Raw genomic sequence first — 14941 nt, forward strand, 5'->3', positions numbered from 1 at the left:
GATTAGGGGTTCTCATGCAGGGCACAAAAATTCGATTGTTAACAGGCGGGTTGCTGATGTTGGCAGCGGCCGGTTATGTGCAGGCAGAGGCGCTCCAGCCCGATCCGGCATGGCAACAAGGCAAGCTGGCGAATGGTTTCCAGTGGCAGGTTCTCTCCACACCGCAGCGCCCCAGCGATCGTATTGAAATTCGTCTCTCGATTGATACCGGCTCGCTCACCGAAAATGCGCAGCAGAGCGGTTTCAGCCACGTTATTCCCCGCGTTGCCTTAACCCATAGCGGCCGCCTCGAACCGGCGCAGGTGCGATCTCTCTGGCAACAGGGTATTGACCCGAAACGCCCGCTGCCGCCGGCGCTGGTCTCCTACGAATACACGCTCTATAACCTCAGCCTGCCGAATAACCGCAGCGATCTGCTGAAAGAGGCGATGGTCTACCTGGCCGATGCCGCCGGGAAACTCACCATTACCCCGGAGACGCTCAACTACGCGCTAAGCAGCAATGATATGGTCGCGACCTGGCCTGCCGACACCAAAGAGAGCTGGTGGCGCTACCGCCTGAAAGGGTCGCCGCTGCTGAGCCACGATCCGGCGGCAGAGATAAAAGCGCCGGTCGATGCCGCGCAGCTAAAAGATTTCTACGAAAAATGGTACACGCCGGATGCGATGACGCTGATTGTGGTCGGCAACGTCGACAGCCGCGCAGTCGCCGAGCAGATCACCAAAACCTTTGGCGAGCTGAAAGGCAAGCGCCATACGCCGACCCCGGTCGCGACGCTTTCGCCGCTGCCGCATCAGCCGGTGAGCCTGGTGAGCGAAGCGGTCACCCAGGATCGCCTGTCGATCATGTGGGAGTCGGCCTGGCAGCCGATCCGCGAATCGGCGGAGCTGGAGCGCTACTGGCGCGCAGATTTAGCCCGTGAAGCGCTCTTCTGGCACGTTCAGCAGAGCCTCAACAAGAACAATGCCAAAGATCTGAGCCTCGGCTTCGACTGCCGCGTACTGTTCCAGCGCGCGCAGTGCGCCATTAACGTTGATTCGCCAAACGACAAGCTGAACGCCAATACCGGCGTGATTGCGCGTGAACTGGCGAAAGTGCGGGAAAAAGGGTTGCCGGAAGAGGAGCTGAAGGCGCTGATTGCGCAGAAGTCCCTCGAACTGCAAAAGCTGTTCGCCACTTATGCGCGCGCCGATACCGATATTCTTATCAGCCAGCGGATGCGCTCCCTGCAAAACCAGGTGGTGGATATCGCGCCGGAGCAGTACCAGAAACTGCGCCAGCGTTTTCTCGACAACCTGACGCCGCAGATGCTGAACCAGGATCTGCATCAGCAGCTGTCGCAGGAGATGACGCTGGTATTGATGCAGCCGAAAGGCGAGCCGGAGCATAACATGCAGGATCTGCAGGCAACGTGGGACGAGGTGATGAAACCGCAGACCGCCGCGCCCGCCGCCGCCAGCGAGGATGTGCGCCCGGATGTGTCGGATATCCCACCGCAGCAGTAAGTAAGCATAAAATGGGGCCGTAACTGCGGCCCCAATGAATATCCAGAGTAGTTCATCTAAAACAAGGCTGTTGTGGTGACGAAATACCTCTCTCTCCTTCTACCTCTCTTTCTCGCAGGTTGCCCGATGGGCGATCGCATCAATATGCGCATCGCGCAATCTACGGCGGTAAATAACCAGCTCTGTGTGTCGGTAGAAGAACCGGATGCGGGAGAGAAGGCGCTGGAAATATGGGTCTGGGATATCACCAGCGCCCGGCAAGTCTATGAAAAATCATATGCCACAGCGCCGCAGTTGCTTGAGCCTGGCAAATGCATTTCTGGCCTGGAAGCCTTTGCCTTCAAAGAGGGCAATAAATATAACGTCTCTGTGGGTACAGGGTTACGTTCATATGAGGCTCGATTCTCAGTATCGAAGCAGGGCAAGACGCTGGTGGTGAATGAGTTACAGAACTAAAACAGGTCGCCCCGCATAACGACGGGGCGACTTAACGCTGTTACTCCGGCATCGCCTCGCGCGGGATAATCGCGCCGCGATACTGGATAACGGTGCTGGCGGTAAGATGTCCGCGTTTCGCCGCTTCAGAAGCGTCGCCGCCGGTCAGGCGCACGGCAAGATAACCGGCGCTGAAGGAGTCGCCCGCTGCCGTGGTATCGATCACTTTCTCTTTCGGCAGTTTCACTGCCGGGACCTCAATCACCGCTTCGCCGGCAATTGCTACCAGGCAGGAGTCCGCGCCGCGCTTGATTACCACTTCGCTGACGCCCGCTTGCTGGGTGCGCTCAATTACCGTTTCCACCGGCTGCTCGCCCCAGAGCAGATCTTCATCATCCAGCGTCAGGAAGGCGATATCGGTGCAGGCGAGCATCTGCTGATAGACCTCGCGGGTCTCCTCTTTGCTCGCCCACAGGCGCGGGCGGTAGTTGTTATCGAAAATCACTTTGCCGCCGTTGGCGCGGCACTCTTTCAGCAGTGACAGGAGCTTCGCCCGGCTGCCGGGGCTTAAAATCGCCAGGCTAATGCCGCTCAGGTAGAGGTAGTCGAAGGTCGCCAGCTTTTCGCAAATTTCCGCCGACTGCTCGCTCTCCAGCCAGAATTTCGCCGCCGCTTCGTTACGCCAGTAGTAGAAGGTGCGCTCGCCGCTGCTGTCGGTTTCGATGTAGTAGAGACCCGGCAGACGGTTCTCCATACGCTGCGTCAGGCTGGTATCAACCGCCTCCTGCTGCCAGGCGTCGAGCATCTGCTGGCTGAAGTTGTCGGTACCGAGCGCGGTAACGTAATGCACCGCCAGCGCCGACGGATTGACCTGACGGGCGATATAAACAGAGGTGTTCAGCGTGTCGCCACCAAAGCCACGGTTAACTTCTGCGCCTTTTTGTGACAGCTCAATCATGCATTCGCCGATGACGGCAATTTTCCTGGACATAGTCGTAACCTGAATCAGATAAATTATCGCTAGTGTGCGATGGGGCTGTTTTGTGGTCAACTATATTAAAACAACGTTCCACTATTTTTTTGAGCTAAGACGTATTACCTGCAATTAGCACGCTACGCTTTTTCCCTTTTGCCGGGCAACCCGAGGTAAAGTTCTCAGCGCACCCGCCGATAACCTTTTGACGAGTTCTTCCAGGTCATCCCCATCGACAGGACAGCAGAAATGACGTTACAGCAGGTCAACACGCCGCCAGACATTCCCCACATGAATGTCGAAAGCTTGCACGAGCACCGCTACTGGCTGCAGTGCGAGCGCGCGTACACTTACCAGCCCATCTATAAAACCGATGGTCGTCTGATGGCGATTGAAGTACTGACCGTTGTAACCCACCCCTCGCAGCCGGAAAAACGTATCGCGCCCGATCGCTACTTCTCAGAAGTGCCGGTGCGCCAGCGTATTGATGTAGTGCATGAACAGCTTGCGCTACTGGCGAAACAGCGGGATTTCTTTGCGCAGCACGGCGTGCTGGCGTCGGTAAATGTCGATGGCCCAACGCTGCTGGCGATGCGGCAGTATGGTGACATCATGGCGCTGGTCGATTCGCTGCCGTGGATCCGCTTCGAACTGGTGGAGCATATCCGCTTACCGCAGGATTCGTCGTTTGCTTCCATCTGTGAGATTGGCCCGCTGTGGCTGGATGACTTTGGCACCGGCATGGCCAACTTCTCCGCGCTGAGCGAAGTGCGTTATGACTACATCAAAGTCGCGCGCGAGCTCTTTATGATGCTGCGCAAAACGCCGGAAGGGCAGAATCTCTTCACCCTGCTGCTGCAACTGATGAACCACTACTGCCAGGGCGTGATCGTCGAAGGCGTCGAAACGCTGGAGGAGTGGCGCGATGTGCAAAACTCACCCGCCTTTGCCGCGCAGGGCTATTTCCTCTCGCGTCCGGTTCCGCTGGCCAATCTTGAGAACGTAATACTCGATCTTTAACCGCTGCCCTTTCCGCCAGGTCTACTATCTTTATGAGAGGTAAGGCTTTAAAGGAAAAGGCATAACAATGACAAGAACGAGCAAAATACTGACTGCGGTGGTGTCGACGCTGCTGTTGGTGATTGTGGTGGCCATCGTCATCATTGCGACATTTGACTGGAACCGGCTTAAACCCACTATCAATGAAAAAGTCTCCACTGAGCTGAATCGCCCCTTTGCGATCCGCGGCGATCTCGGCGTTAACTGGGCGCGGCAAAAAGAGGAAGCGGGCTGGCGCAGCTGGATCCCGTGGCCGCATATTCACGCCGAAGATATTATTCTCGGCAACCCGCCGGGGATCGATGAGATCACCATGGTGCATCTGCCGCGCGTAGACGCGACGATTTCGCCGTTAGCACTGTTTACCAAAACCGTTTATCTGCCGTGGATCAAGCTGCAACAGCCCGATGCGCGGCTGATTCGTCGCTCGGAAAAGCTCAACAACTGGACCTTTACCCTCGCGGCGGATGAGAACGCTGATGCCAACGCTAAACCCTCCTCCTGGTCATTCCGTCTCGATAACATCCTGTTTGATAAAGGGCGAATCGTCATTGATGACGCAGTGAGCCGCGCCGACATGACCATTCAGGTCGATCCGCTGGGCAAACCGCTGCCGTTCAGCGAAGTGACCGGTAAAAAGGATGACAGCAACAAAGCGGGCGATTATGTCTTCGGCCTGAAGGCGAAAGGGCGCTACAACGACCAGCCGCTGAGCGGCGAGGGTAAAATTGGCGGCATGCTGTCGCTGCGCAGCGAAACGACGCCGTTCCCGGTGCAGGCGGATTTCCGCTCCGGTAACACCCGCGTGGCGTTTGTCGGCACGGTGAAAGATCCGATGAATATGGGCGGCGTCGATCTGAAGCTGAAGTTTGGCGGTGATTCGCTGGGCGATCTCTATGAGCTGACCGGCGTGCTGCTGCCCGATACGCCGCCGTTTGAGACGGATGGCCGTCTGGTGGCGAAACTCAACGATGAGAAGGGCGCGGTCTACGACTATCGCAACTTCAACGGCCATATCGGCGAGAGTGATATTCACGGCACGCTGACCTATACCAATGGCAAACCGCGTCCGAAACTGGAGGGCGATGTCGAGTCGCGCCAGCTGCGTCTGGCGGATCTCGGGCCGCTGATTGGCGTCGATTCCGGTAAAGGGGCCGAGCAGTCGAAAAAATCGGAGCAGAAAAAGGGCGAGAAACCGGTGCAACCTGCCGACAAAGTGCTGCCTTATGACCGCTTTGAAACCGATAAGTGGAACGTGATGGATGCCGACGTGCGCTTTAAAGGCCGCCGCATTGAGCACGGCTCCTCGCTGCCAATTAGCGATCTTACTACCCATATCCTGTTGAAAAACGCCGACCTGCGCCTGCAACCGCTGAAGTTTGGCCTTGCGGGCGGCATTATCTCCTCGAACATTCATCTCGAAGGGGATAAGAAACCGATGCAGGGCAGCGCCACTATTCAGGCGCGTAAGCTGAAGCTGAAACAGCTGATGCCCGATGTTGAGCTGATGCAGAAAACCCTCGGTGAGATGAATGGCGATGCGGAATTCCGCGGCGTCGGCAACTCGGTTGCCGCCCTGCTCGGCACCAGCAACGGCAACCTGAAGCTGCTGATGAACGACGGGCTGATAAGCCGTAACCTGATGGAGATTGTCGGCCTCAACGTCGGGAACTATGTGGTCGGCCAGCTGTTTGGCGATGATGAAGTGCGCGTCAACTGCGCGGCGGCTAACCTCGATCTGGTTAACGGCGTTGCCCGCCCACAAATCTTCGCCTTCGATACGGAAAACGCGCTGATTAACATTACCGGCACCGCCAGCATGGCTTCGGAACAGCTCGACCTGACCATCAACCCGGAGAGCAAAGGGGTGCGCATCGTGACGCTGCGTTCACCGCTCTATGTGCGCGGCAGCTTTAAAAACCCGCAGGCCGGTGTGAAACCGGGTCCGCTGATTGCCCGTGGCGCAGTGGCGGCGGCGCTGGCAACGCTGGTGACGCCAGCCGCCGCGCTGCTGGCGCTTATCTCCCCGTCGGAAGGCGAAGAGAACCAGTGCCAGGCGATTTTGTCACAGATGAAACGCTAAAAGGAAAACCCCTCTCTGGTGACAGAGAGGGGGAATCATCAGAGGGATTGATGCTTGGTTTCGTGGGTCAGCAGCAGGGCGATAAGGGTTAACCCCGCCATTGCCGCCAGGTAGAAGCCGACATACATCAGGCCGTAGTTCGCCTGCAACCAGGTGGCGATATAAGGGGCTACCGAAGCACCAAGAATCGACGAGACGTTATAGGAGAACGAGGCACCGGTGTAGCGCACTTCCGTCGGGAACAGCTCCGGCAGCAGCGCGCCCATCGGGCCGAAGGTCAATCCCATCAGGCTCAGGCCAATCAGCAGATAGGTCATCACCAGCGCCGGGCTACCGGAGCCCAGCAGCGGCGGGAAGACGAACAGCGCGAAGAGAATGATAAGCGTGGTGATGACAATCATGCTCTTACGACGCCCATACGCATCCGCCAGCAGACCGGCAATCGGCACCATCACGCCAAAACCAATTACCGCCATCATCAGCATCCACAACACTTCATTGCGCGGCATACCTAAGCCCTGCGGCGAGGTGCTGAAGGTCATCGAATAAACGGTCATGATATAGAACAGCGTATAGGTCGCCAGCATGATAAAGGTGCCCAGCACCGTCACGCGCACATGTTTTGTCAGCAGCGTGCCAAGTGGGATCTTCACCTGCTTCTTCGCGGCTGCGACCTTGGCGAACACCGGGGTTTCATGCAGCGAGACGCGAACATAGAGACCAATCAGCACCAGCACGGCGGAGAAGATAAACGGCACGCGCCAGCCCCACTGCATAAACTGCTCATCGGTCAGCAGCCAGGAGAGCAGCAGGAAGGTACCGTTGGCAAAGAAGAAGCCGATAGGCGCGCCCAGCTGCGGGAAGGAGCCATACAGCGCGCGTTTACGCGGCGGCGCGTTCTCGGTCGCCAACAGCGCTGCGCCGCCCCACTCACCGCCCAGACCTAAGCCCTGACCAAAACGGGCCAGCGCCAGCAGCAGCGGTGCCAGCACGCCAATGGTTTCATAACCCGGCAGCAGGCCGATGGCGACGGTAGAGATACCCATGGTCAGCAGCGAAGCGACGAGGGTGACTTTGCGCCCGACGCGATCGCCGAAGTGGCCGAAAACGGCGGAGCCGATAGGGCGGGCGATAAAGGCGATGGCGAAGGTTGCCAGTGATTGCAGCGTGGCTGCGGTGGTGTCGCCCTGGGGAAAGAAGATATGCGGGAAAACGATAACCGCCGCGGTGGCGTAAATATAGAAATCGAAGAACTCAATGGCGGTGCCAATCAGCGAGGCGACGACGACTTTTTTGCGCGAGTTTACCGGGGGATTTTCCTGCTCGTTGTCAAAGGTTGTAGCTGTAGCTTGCATAATGTTTTCTTATTTTTAGGCGAACGAACGAGCATATTAGCCACAGCAAAAGCGTTATTTCAATCTGTAACAAACCCGGCGGGCGGGCAAAAAAGCGGCAAAAAGCGAATAATTTTCAGACCTGTGATTTCACATCTATGAAATGCTTCACACATTTTAGAAGTTAGTGGATAAAACTGGTTTTCGGTTAAATAAAAGTTACGGACTGGATTTTCATGCTGGAATTATGGATCGGGCTGATATTTTCATTCTATCTATCAGCCCGATAGCTTATTTAACCGTGCGACGACGGCGACCTTCCGGCATCAGTGGGTCATCTTTATACTGTGCGGTGGCAATCCACGCCGCGCAGAAAAGCGTCAGGCGGGCGAAGAAGTAGAAGAAGGCCATCAGACCCAGCACCGAGCCAAATGCCGCGCCGGAGGGGGATTTCACCAGCGACGGCAGGGTCCAGGTCATAACGATTTTGATCACTTCAAAGCCAATGGCGGCGATAAACGTGCCGCGGATCAGCGCGCGCTTACGCGGACGATGGCGCGGCAGCCGCCAGAAGATCCAGAAGAAGAGCAGGTAGTTGGCGAGCACCGAAATCATCAGGCCAATCAGCCCCCAGGCCGGTTTCAGCCAATCGATGTAATCAAGGTGCAGCGTGGAGATGATCAGCTCCTGCGCCGCCCCGGCCACCGAGGTGATGGAGAGGGTGATGACCAGCGCCACCAGCAGGCCAATCAGCGAGATAAAGTCGCGGAAGTACTTTACCCAAATCTTCTCTTCATCCTGCGCGTTACGCTCCCAGACATCGCGCGACTGGGCGCGAATCGCTTCCCGCAGGTTGCCCATCCAGTTCACGCCTGAGTAGAGGGCAATAGCAAAGCCGACAATCCCGACGGTCGTGCGCTGCTCCACGGCGATATTGAGCGTATTTTTCAGCGTCGAGGCCATGGTCGGGTCGCTGACGCTTTGCAGGATCTTATTAAAGATGTCCTGCAACAGCGTCGGATGCGAGGCGAGGATAAACCCGGCGGTAGCAAACGAGACCATCATGATGGGGATCATCGACAGAAAGGAGAAGTAGGTGATCGCTGCACCAAACTGGTTGCCCATCCGATCGTTAAAGCGCTCTGCGGCGCGGATAAGGTGCGCCACCAACGGTTTACGCTGGATCTTTTTTGCCGTATCGGTCACGGCGGCAATTGCACCGCCATCTTTATCAGAGGTCTCTTGTTCCGGTTTTTCCGGGGTTTCTGCCATCTTCCTGACAGGCTCATACTCAAGGTCTTGCGTGGGACGTTTTTCGACATCTTCCGTTTTCATCAGGTTTTATTTCCTTCTCCTGAATGTGTGGTATGCAGAATTATAGTCGCTACTGGTCGACATAATCCTTCAGCACGGTTGAGAGCCACTCCATAAACAGATGTACGCGTCGCGAAAGGTTGCGTCGGTGCGGGTAGATCAGCGAAACCGGCATCGGTTCGGCGCGATATTGCGGCAAGATCTCTACCAGCTTTCCGTTGCGTAACGCCTCGCGCACGCCGACGCGCGGCACCTGAATAATGCCCAGCCCTGCCACGCAGGCAGCGTGATAGGTTTCGGTGCTATTGACGGTGAGAATACCGCCGGTTTTCACCCAGCGCGTCTGCTTATCCAGCCACACTTCAAAGCCCTGCGGGCGCGCACCGAGGTTGACGGTGTAGTGCACCAGCGCGTGGGAGGCGAGATCCTCCAGCGACTCCGGATAGCCAAAACGCGCCAGATAATCGGGACTGGCGCAGTTGATCATCGATAGCCTGCCAAGCTGGCGGGCAATCAGGCCGGAATCCTTCAGCGTGCCGACGCGCACCACGCAATCAAACCCTTCGCGGATCACATCCACCAGCCGATCGCTGCTGCTCAGCTCCAGCTCAATGCCGGGGTAGTGCTGCAAAAAATCGGGCAACCGCGGAATCACTAAATTTTTCGCCACCGCGACCGGCATATCCACCCGCAAACGCCCGCTGATACTTGAGGGATCGTGCAGGAACATCCCGTCCAGCGCCTCAATATTCGCCAACAGATCTTTCGCCCGCTCGTAATAGACCATGCCATCTTGCGTCAGCTGCACGCGGCGCGTGGTGCGGTGCAACAACTGCGTGCCAAGCTCCGTTTCCAGCGCCTGAATCTGGCGCGACACGCTTCCTTTCGGTAACCCCATCGACTCCGCCGCGTTAGAGAAGCTGGAAAGCTCCGCGACGCGGACAAAAAGCTGCATTGCGTAAATTTTATCCATCACTGTGCACTATTGTTGTTATTTATGAAACAGTAAAGCGTAATTTAGCACCTTTATTGTTCGCCGTGCAGCCAATAAGCTTTTTGTTGTGCAGGTTATCAACAACAAAGGGGTTTATATGACACAACCAATCGCAATCGTAACGGGTGGTAGTCGCGGGCTGGGTAAAAACGCGGTATTGAAGCTGGCGGCAAACGGAATTGGCATCATCCTGACTTACAACACCAACCATGTTGAAGCGCAAAAAGTGGTGGAAGAGATTGAGCAAAAAGGGGGTAAGGCGACAGCATTAGCGCTGAATGTCGGCGATATCAGCCAATTTGATGATTTTGTCTCGCAGGTGCAGGAACGGCTGCAAACTGTATGGCAGCGCGATAGCGTTGATTATTTAGTGAACAATGCCGGAACCGGCGTTCAGGCCGCTTTTGCCGAGACGCGTGAAGCGCAGTTTGACGAGATGGTCAACATCCACTTTAAAGGCCCCTTTTTCCTGACGCAGAAACTGCTACCGCTGATCAAAAACGGCGGGCGCATTCTGAATGTCTCTACCGGGCTAACGCGCTTTTGCCAGCCGGGACGCGCCAGCTATGCGGCGGTGAAAGGGGCAATGGAGGTGCTGACCCGCTACCAGGCAAAAGAGCTGGGCGAGCGCGGAATTGCGGTGAATATCATCGCGCCAGGCGCGATTGCGACCGATTTTAGCGGCGGCGTGGTGCGGGACAACGAGCAGGTTCACCACTATATCGCCTCGCAGACGGCGCTCGGGCGGGTGGGGCAGCCGGATGATATTGGCGATGCGATTGCCGCCCTGCTCAGCGATAAGCTGGCATGGATGACGGCGCAGCGGGTGGAGGTCTCAGGCGGGATGTTCCTGTAATGCGCATAACGCCCGGCAGCGTAAAGGCTACCGGGCGGCCACTTACTCCACCTGGAAGTGCGTGACTTTAACGCGCTCAGGCTTCTGTTTTTTATCCAGCGAGCCGCTGATGCCAACCAGATCGTCCGGCGAGAAGGATTTACCTTCAAAGACCGCCATCGGGATTTGCACCTGAATATGGCCCGTTTTATCGCGGAACTGATAGAGATCGTTCCCCTCTTTCTTCAATAGATTGCCGCGCATCGAAACTGAAGCACCGTCATGCAGGCTCTTCGCCTGTTTAACGGTCATGCTGCGCGCATCTTCAATGCCCCGGTAACCGTCGTCCATTTTATGTGGCGGCGGCGGGGCTTTATCCGCTTTCAGGCCGGGTGCCTCATCTGCAAATGCTGACATCGAAAAAAGAGCTGCTAAGCAGGCGGAAAGCACGATTTTTTTCATAACTTCTCCTGATTGTTACCAGTACACGACTTTAAGCCTGGCAGAGAGCGGGCAACTGTACAGGCGATTTATCTGTTTTCCTGGTCTTATAAAAAAACGACCGCGTGTAAAAAAATAAATATCGTGAATATTTGGGGCTGTTTTTATTATTCTGAAACAGGTATCACTGATAATCAGCCGCCGCTGAGCTATCTTTTAGCGACTAATAACTAAAGAAAAAATTACCCGCTGACTGGGTCAGCGCAATATGTCTTAAGTTGTGCTTAAGGGAAAATAATGACAACTCCTGCCCCTGTTAATACAGGTGAACAGTTTGAAAAATGCATCGCTATTATTCGCCAGGCTTCTGTCGAAATTTTGCTGCTGTTAAATGTGCATTTTGATGAAGGAAAAGATCCGCGCTGGTTTCTGGAACAGCTTGATGTTGCGCGCCTCAGTTTGGGTGGCTGGGGAGCGGTGGCGAAAAGACTCAAACTTAACGATGCGGAGTTAACGCAGTTCACGTTACAGCTTCGTCACCTGCAACAACTGGTGCCGCGCTATGAGAACGGGCAGAGCGTTACGGAAAACCAGCTTATTGCCGCGCTGCGCTTTATCGCCGCGCTGGAGAACCTGCGTAAAAAACAGAAGCTGCTGACCTACAGCACCGCGCTCGGCCCTAACGATCCGCTCCAGCAGCAGAGCGGGCTGCAACACCTGCGCGCGATGGAGATGATGATGAAAGGGTTGGTGATGCAGGCGTGGCCCGATGCGGAGCGCCTGCGCAATCACCTGAAAACGCAGTTCGGTGCCGATCGTGTGCGCCGCTGGTTGCGCCTTGGCGACCGCAATGATGTGTTAAGCGGCATGCTGTTTAGCGAGCTGGCGTTGCTGCTGGTGGATAAAAAAGAGTACGGCCAGCGCTACGCCAGTCTGTTTAACGATGCGTCTGGTCTGAGCCTGTTTGTCGAACCGCGTAAAACCCTGCAAACCCTGTTAGATGATGTGCGCGAGATCCGCACCAGCGTCATCGCCGGCAATGCGCTGAGTTCTAACCAGTTAGCGATGCTCGAGGGCTACTATCCGCAGATCGCCGGGCCAGTACAGCGCGCCTTTGATGAGGGGCGCGGCAAAATTAACCCCGCCGCGTTACTGAAAGAGGCTGCTGGTGAGCTGGATGCCTACTGGGAGCAGGCGCGCAAAAAGGATCGCGCCGCGGGCGGCGATACCCAGCCGATTCGCGACAGTATTGATAAACCGGCGACCCGCCAGGTGCGCAGCCGCGAAGAGCGCGAACAGATGGTCTCTGGCGTGCTGTGGGGCGCGGTGGGCGTCGTCGCTTTGGTGATTGTGATTGGTGCCTTCTGGCTCTTTATGGGCGGCGTTTCTGCGCCAGTGGCGCGTCAGACCAATATTACGGTGCCCATTGCTGAGGAGCGTCAGAAACCGTCGGCGAAAGAGGAGCTCAGCTCAATGGGGCTGCCGCGGGATGAGAACAACTTCCGCTCGGCTATCGACCGCAACGATACCCGCGTGGTGTCGCTCTTTTTGCGTACCGGCATGAACTGGAAACTCTCCTGGACCGAACATGCGGTGATTTCGGATTACAACGATGTGCTCGATCTGCTGCTGCGCTACCGTTTGCAGATGGATGAGAAGCGCCCGTGCCGACGTTTTATTACCACCCTGACCCATGAGATGGTGGCGAACAATAAGCCGCTCACCTCCATCACCAAAAATTACCTGCAGGCGTTTTGCACCACCAAACCGGTGGTCGATCGCCAGCGTTATGAGATGGAGCAGGCACAGTTGCGTTATGACGCCAGTCCGAGCGATGAGAACCGTAAATGGGCAGAGACACACACCGCCATTTATAACGCCATTGATTGAGTAATGCTCAAGTCCCGTAGGCCTGATAAGGCGTAAAGCCGCCATCAGGCATGGTTTGCCGGATGGCGCTGGCGCTTATCCGGCCTACAGGCCCGCAGGGAGAGATTTTGTAGGCCTGATAAGGCGTAAGCCGCCATCAGGTAGGGTTTGCCGGATGGCGCTGGCGCTTATCCGGCCTACAGGTTCACAGGGAGAGGTTTTGTAGGCCTGATAAGGCATAAGCCGTCATCAGGCATGGTTTGCCGGATGGCGCTGATGCTTATCCGGCCTACAGGTTCGCAGGGAGAGGTTTTTAGGCCTGATAAGGCGTAAGCCGCCATCAGGCGTTGAATGCCGGATGGCGGCCCACGGAATGTGCAGCATTATCACTCTTGCTGCTTGTCGTCCGGCTCGTCCACTTTTGGCTCGCCGTACAGCCCAATCAACCGGCGTACCACGCCGTTGGTCCAGCCGAAGCCATCCTGCAACGGGTACTCACCGCCGCCACCTTCGCGCGGCGTGCTGCTGGCGATGTGGTACTTCTCAATCAGCTTATGGTGCTGCTGATAGAAAACATTCACCGTCTTCAGCCAGCTGCGGGCAATCTGGTCGCCCAGCTCATCGTTGCCGTAGAGCTTAAAGCCCTGGATCGCCATCCACTGCAACGGTGCCCAGCCGTTGGGTTTATCCCACTGCTCGGCGGTTTCATACTCCGTCGTCAGGATCCCGCCCGGCGTCAGCAGACGGTTGGTGACCGCTTCCGCCAGCCGTTCAGCCTGCTCGTGCGTTGCCATGCCGACATAGAGCGGCACAATGCTCGCAGCAGAGAAGAGCGCCATCTCTTCACGACGCCAGTCGTAGTCGCGGAAGCAGCCGCTTTCGTCATCCCACAGATAGCGGTTGATGGCCGCACGGCGGTCGCTCGCTTTCTGGCGGAACAGCGCTTCACGCTCGCGGTCGCCTTTCAGCCCGGAGATGTTGGCAATGGCGCTCTCGAGCTTGAACATAAACGCGTTCAGATCGATCGGGATGAACTGCGTGGTGCGGATGCTCGCCAGACGGTGCGCATCACGCAGCCAGCGGGAAGAGTAATCCCAGCCGGAGGCCGCGCCAGCACGCAGATCGCGATACACCTCATTCGGCGGACGACCGGAGTGACGCGCGGTCTCGACGTCTTCAATCCAGGACTCATCACGCGGCGTATCGCGGTCATCCCAGTAACGGTTAAGCAGCGAGCCGTCCGGCATACGCACCACGTGGCGGTAAGCCTGGTTCAGCACCAGCGACTCCGCGCCATCCATCCAGAAGTCATACTCCATCAGCAGATGGTCAAGGTAGCGCCGCGCGCCGCGTACACCATCCTCCTCAAACAGTTCGACCATCAGCGCAAAAACTGGCGGCTGGGAACGGCTTAAGTAGTAAGTGCGGTTGCCGTTAGGGATATGCCCGTAACGCTCAATCATCCACGCGAAGTTATCGGCCATGCAGCGCAGCAGGTCGTCACGACCACTCTCTGCCAGCCCCAGCATGGTGAAGTAGGAGTCCCAGTAGTAGGTCTCACGGAAACGCCCGCCGGGCACAATATAGGATTGCGGCAGCGCCAGCAGGGAGGACCACGGAATATGGTCTCGCGGCTCACGGGTGAGGATCGGCCACAGCTGGTCGATATGCTCTTTCAGCGAGTTTTCCGGGTTAGAGACATACTCTTTGGCGTAGTTTTCCGGCATCCAGAAGTGCGCCTTCACGAACTGGCGTAAATTGAATTCCGGTTTACGTTTAATTTTGCGATAGCGAATCAGGATATCGAGCGGATCCATCTTCGGCGCACAGTCAGGGAAAGTCTTGCTGTCGGCGAAGATGCGGGAGGACTGCACGTGCTCAAACAGTTCCAGATAACGATCGGCAGGCGTGAGCGCATCAGATGCGGGCATCCCCTCAATCATCTCCGGTTCCGGTTCCGCCTCGATCATTTCATCCAGTTTTAACTCGCACGGATCGGTGTCGTAGGTTTCGTCTTCGAATACCCATTCCATTAATTCTGCGCTTTGTAGTTTCTGGTTGAACATAGTGACGTTGGCCTCCGGATGTCGTCGTAAAAA

General features: G+C 56.6%; 12 protein-coding genes. 6 read left to right on the forward strand and 6 right to left on the reverse strand.

Features of this window, described 5'->3' with window-relative positions; translation table 11 throughout:
- Positions 1-14 precede the first annotated feature (14 nt).
- Both N7V53_RS16380 and N7V53_RS16385 read left to right on the forward strand, forming a co-directional pair.
- Positions 15-1505, forward strand: coding sequence for a pitrilysin family protein (locus N7V53_RS16380; protein ID WP_279794036.1), 1491 nt, complete (start codon positions 15-17; stop codon positions 1503-1505).
- A gap of 75 nt (positions 1506-1580) precedes the next feature.
- A complete protein-coding gene (locus tag N7V53_RS16385) occupies positions 1581-1961 on the forward strand; it encodes a putative T6SS immunity periplasmic lipoprotein (RefSeq protein ID WP_347882221.1) in 381 nt (126 codons plus the stop codon).
- A gap of 40 nt (positions 1962-2001) precedes the next feature.
- On the opposite strand, the gene N7V53_RS16390 is transcribed toward N7V53_RS16385, so the two are convergent.
- Complete coding sequence (locus N7V53_RS16390) at positions 2002-2931, reverse strand: sugar kinase (RefSeq protein ID WP_076769358.1); 930 nt, start codon at positions 2929-2931, stop codon at positions 2002-2004.
- Between the two features lie 231 nt (positions 2932-3162).
- Here N7V53_RS16390 and pdeH point away from each other — a divergent pair, with 231 nt between their 5' ends.
- Entirely contained in the window at positions 3163-3933 is a 771-nt protein-coding gene (gene pdeH, locus N7V53_RS16395; protein WP_023481963.1) for a cyclic-guanylate-specific phosphodiesterase, read from the forward strand.
- Between the two features lie 67 nt (positions 3934-4000).
- Complete coding sequence (locus N7V53_RS16400; RefSeq protein WP_279794040.1) at positions 4001-6055, forward strand: AsmA family protein; 2055 nt, start codon at positions 4001-4003, stop codon at positions 6053-6055.
- 38 nt (positions 6056-6093) lie between these two features.
- On the opposite strand, the gene N7V53_RS16405 is transcribed toward N7V53_RS16400, so the two are convergent.
- The 3 genes from N7V53_RS16405 to N7V53_RS16415 form a co-directional block, all read right to left on the reverse strand.
- Positions 6094-7410 (reverse strand): MFS transporter, encoded by a 1317-nt coding sequence (locus tag N7V53_RS16405; RefSeq protein ID WP_279794042.1) that lies wholly within the window; start codon positions 7408-7410, stop codon positions 6094-6096.
- Between the two features lie 270 nt (positions 7411-7680).
- Positions 7681-8724, reverse strand: a complete 1044-nt coding sequence (yhjD, locus tag N7V53_RS16410; RefSeq protein WP_279794043.1) for an inner membrane protein YhjD — start codon at positions 8722-8724, stop codon at positions 7681-7683.
- 49 nt (positions 8725-8773) lie between these two features.
- Positions 8774-9676, reverse strand: a complete 903-nt coding sequence (locus tag N7V53_RS16415; protein ID WP_279794044.1) for a LysR family transcriptional regulator — start codon at positions 9674-9676, stop codon at positions 8774-8776.
- Positions 9677-9794: 118 nt separating this feature from the next.
- Here N7V53_RS16415 and N7V53_RS16420 point away from each other — a divergent pair, with 118 nt between their 5' ends.
- Positions 9795-10553, forward strand: a complete 759-nt coding sequence (locus tag N7V53_RS16420) for an SDR family oxidoreductase (protein ID WP_279794045.1) — start codon at positions 9795-9797, stop codon at positions 10551-10553.
- A 42-nt stretch (positions 10554-10595) separates the two neighbouring features.
- On the opposite strand, the gene N7V53_RS16425 is transcribed toward N7V53_RS16420, so the two are convergent.
- Entirely contained in the window at positions 10596-10994 is a 399-nt protein-coding gene (locus tag N7V53_RS16425; RefSeq protein ID WP_023482124.1) for a YdeI family stress tolerance OB fold protein, read from the reverse strand.
- Between the two features lie 276 nt (positions 10995-11270).
- Between N7V53_RS16425 and N7V53_RS16430 the strand changes: the two genes are divergently transcribed.
- Positions 11271-12863 (forward strand): STY4199 family HEPN domain-containing protein, encoded by a 1593-nt coding sequence (locus tag N7V53_RS16430; RefSeq protein WP_279794048.1) that lies wholly within the window; start codon positions 11271-11273, stop codon positions 12861-12863.
- A gap of 365 nt (positions 12864-13228) precedes the next feature.
- On the opposite strand, the gene N7V53_RS16435 is transcribed toward N7V53_RS16430, so the two are convergent.
- A complete protein-coding gene (locus N7V53_RS16435) occupies positions 13229-14908 on the reverse strand; it encodes an alpha,alpha-trehalase (RefSeq protein WP_279794049.1) in 1680 nt (559 codons plus the stop codon).
- Positions 14909-14941 lie beyond the last annotated feature (33 nt).

Origin of the sequence: Kosakonia sp. HypNH10 (assembly GCF_029850615.1) — a bacterium.
Taxonomy (GTDB): domain Bacteria; phylum Pseudomonadota; class Gammaproteobacteria; order Enterobacterales; family Enterobacteriaceae; genus Kosakonia; species Kosakonia cowanii.

Coding starts and splice junctions, on each gene's coding strand:
- N7V53_RS16380 (WP_279794036.1), top strand. CDS start 15: ATGCAGGGCACAAAAATTCGATTGTTAACAGGCGGGTTGCTGATGTTG.
- N7V53_RS16390 (WP_076769358.1), bottom strand. CDS start 2,931: ATGTCCAGGAAAATTGCCGTCATCGGCGAATGCATGATTGAGCTGTCA.
- pdeH (WP_023481963.1), top strand. CDS start 3,163: ATGACGTTACAGCAGGTCAACACGCCGCCAGACATTCCCCACATGAAT.
- N7V53_RS16400 (WP_279794040.1), top strand. CDS start 4,001: ATGACAAGAACGAGCAAAATACTGACTGCGGTGGTGTCGACGCTGCTG.
- N7V53_RS16405 (WP_279794042.1), bottom strand. CDS start 7,410: ATGCAAGCTACAGCTACAACCTTTGACAACGAGCAGGAAAATCCCCCG.
- yhjD (WP_279794043.1), bottom strand. CDS start 8,724: ATGAAAACGGAAGATGTCGAAAAACGTCCCACGCAAGACCTTGAGTAT.
- N7V53_RS16415 (WP_279794044.1), bottom strand. CDS start 9,676: ATGGATAAAATTTACGCAATGCAGCTTTTTGTCCGCGTCGCGGAGCTT.
- N7V53_RS16420 (WP_279794045.1), top strand. CDS start 9,795: ATGACACAACCAATCGCAATCGTAACGGGTGGTAGTCGCGGGCTGGGT.
- N7V53_RS16425 (WP_023482124.1), bottom strand. CDS start 10,994: ATGAAAAAAATCGTGCTTTCCGCCTGCTTAGCAGCTCTTTTTTCGATG.
- N7V53_RS16430 (WP_279794048.1), top strand. CDS start 11,271: ATGACAACTCCTGCCCCTGTTAATACAGGTGAACAGTTTGAAAAATGC.
- N7V53_RS16435 (WP_279794049.1), bottom strand. CDS start 14,908: ATGTTCAACCAGAAACTACAAAGCGCAGAATTAATGGAATGGGTATTC.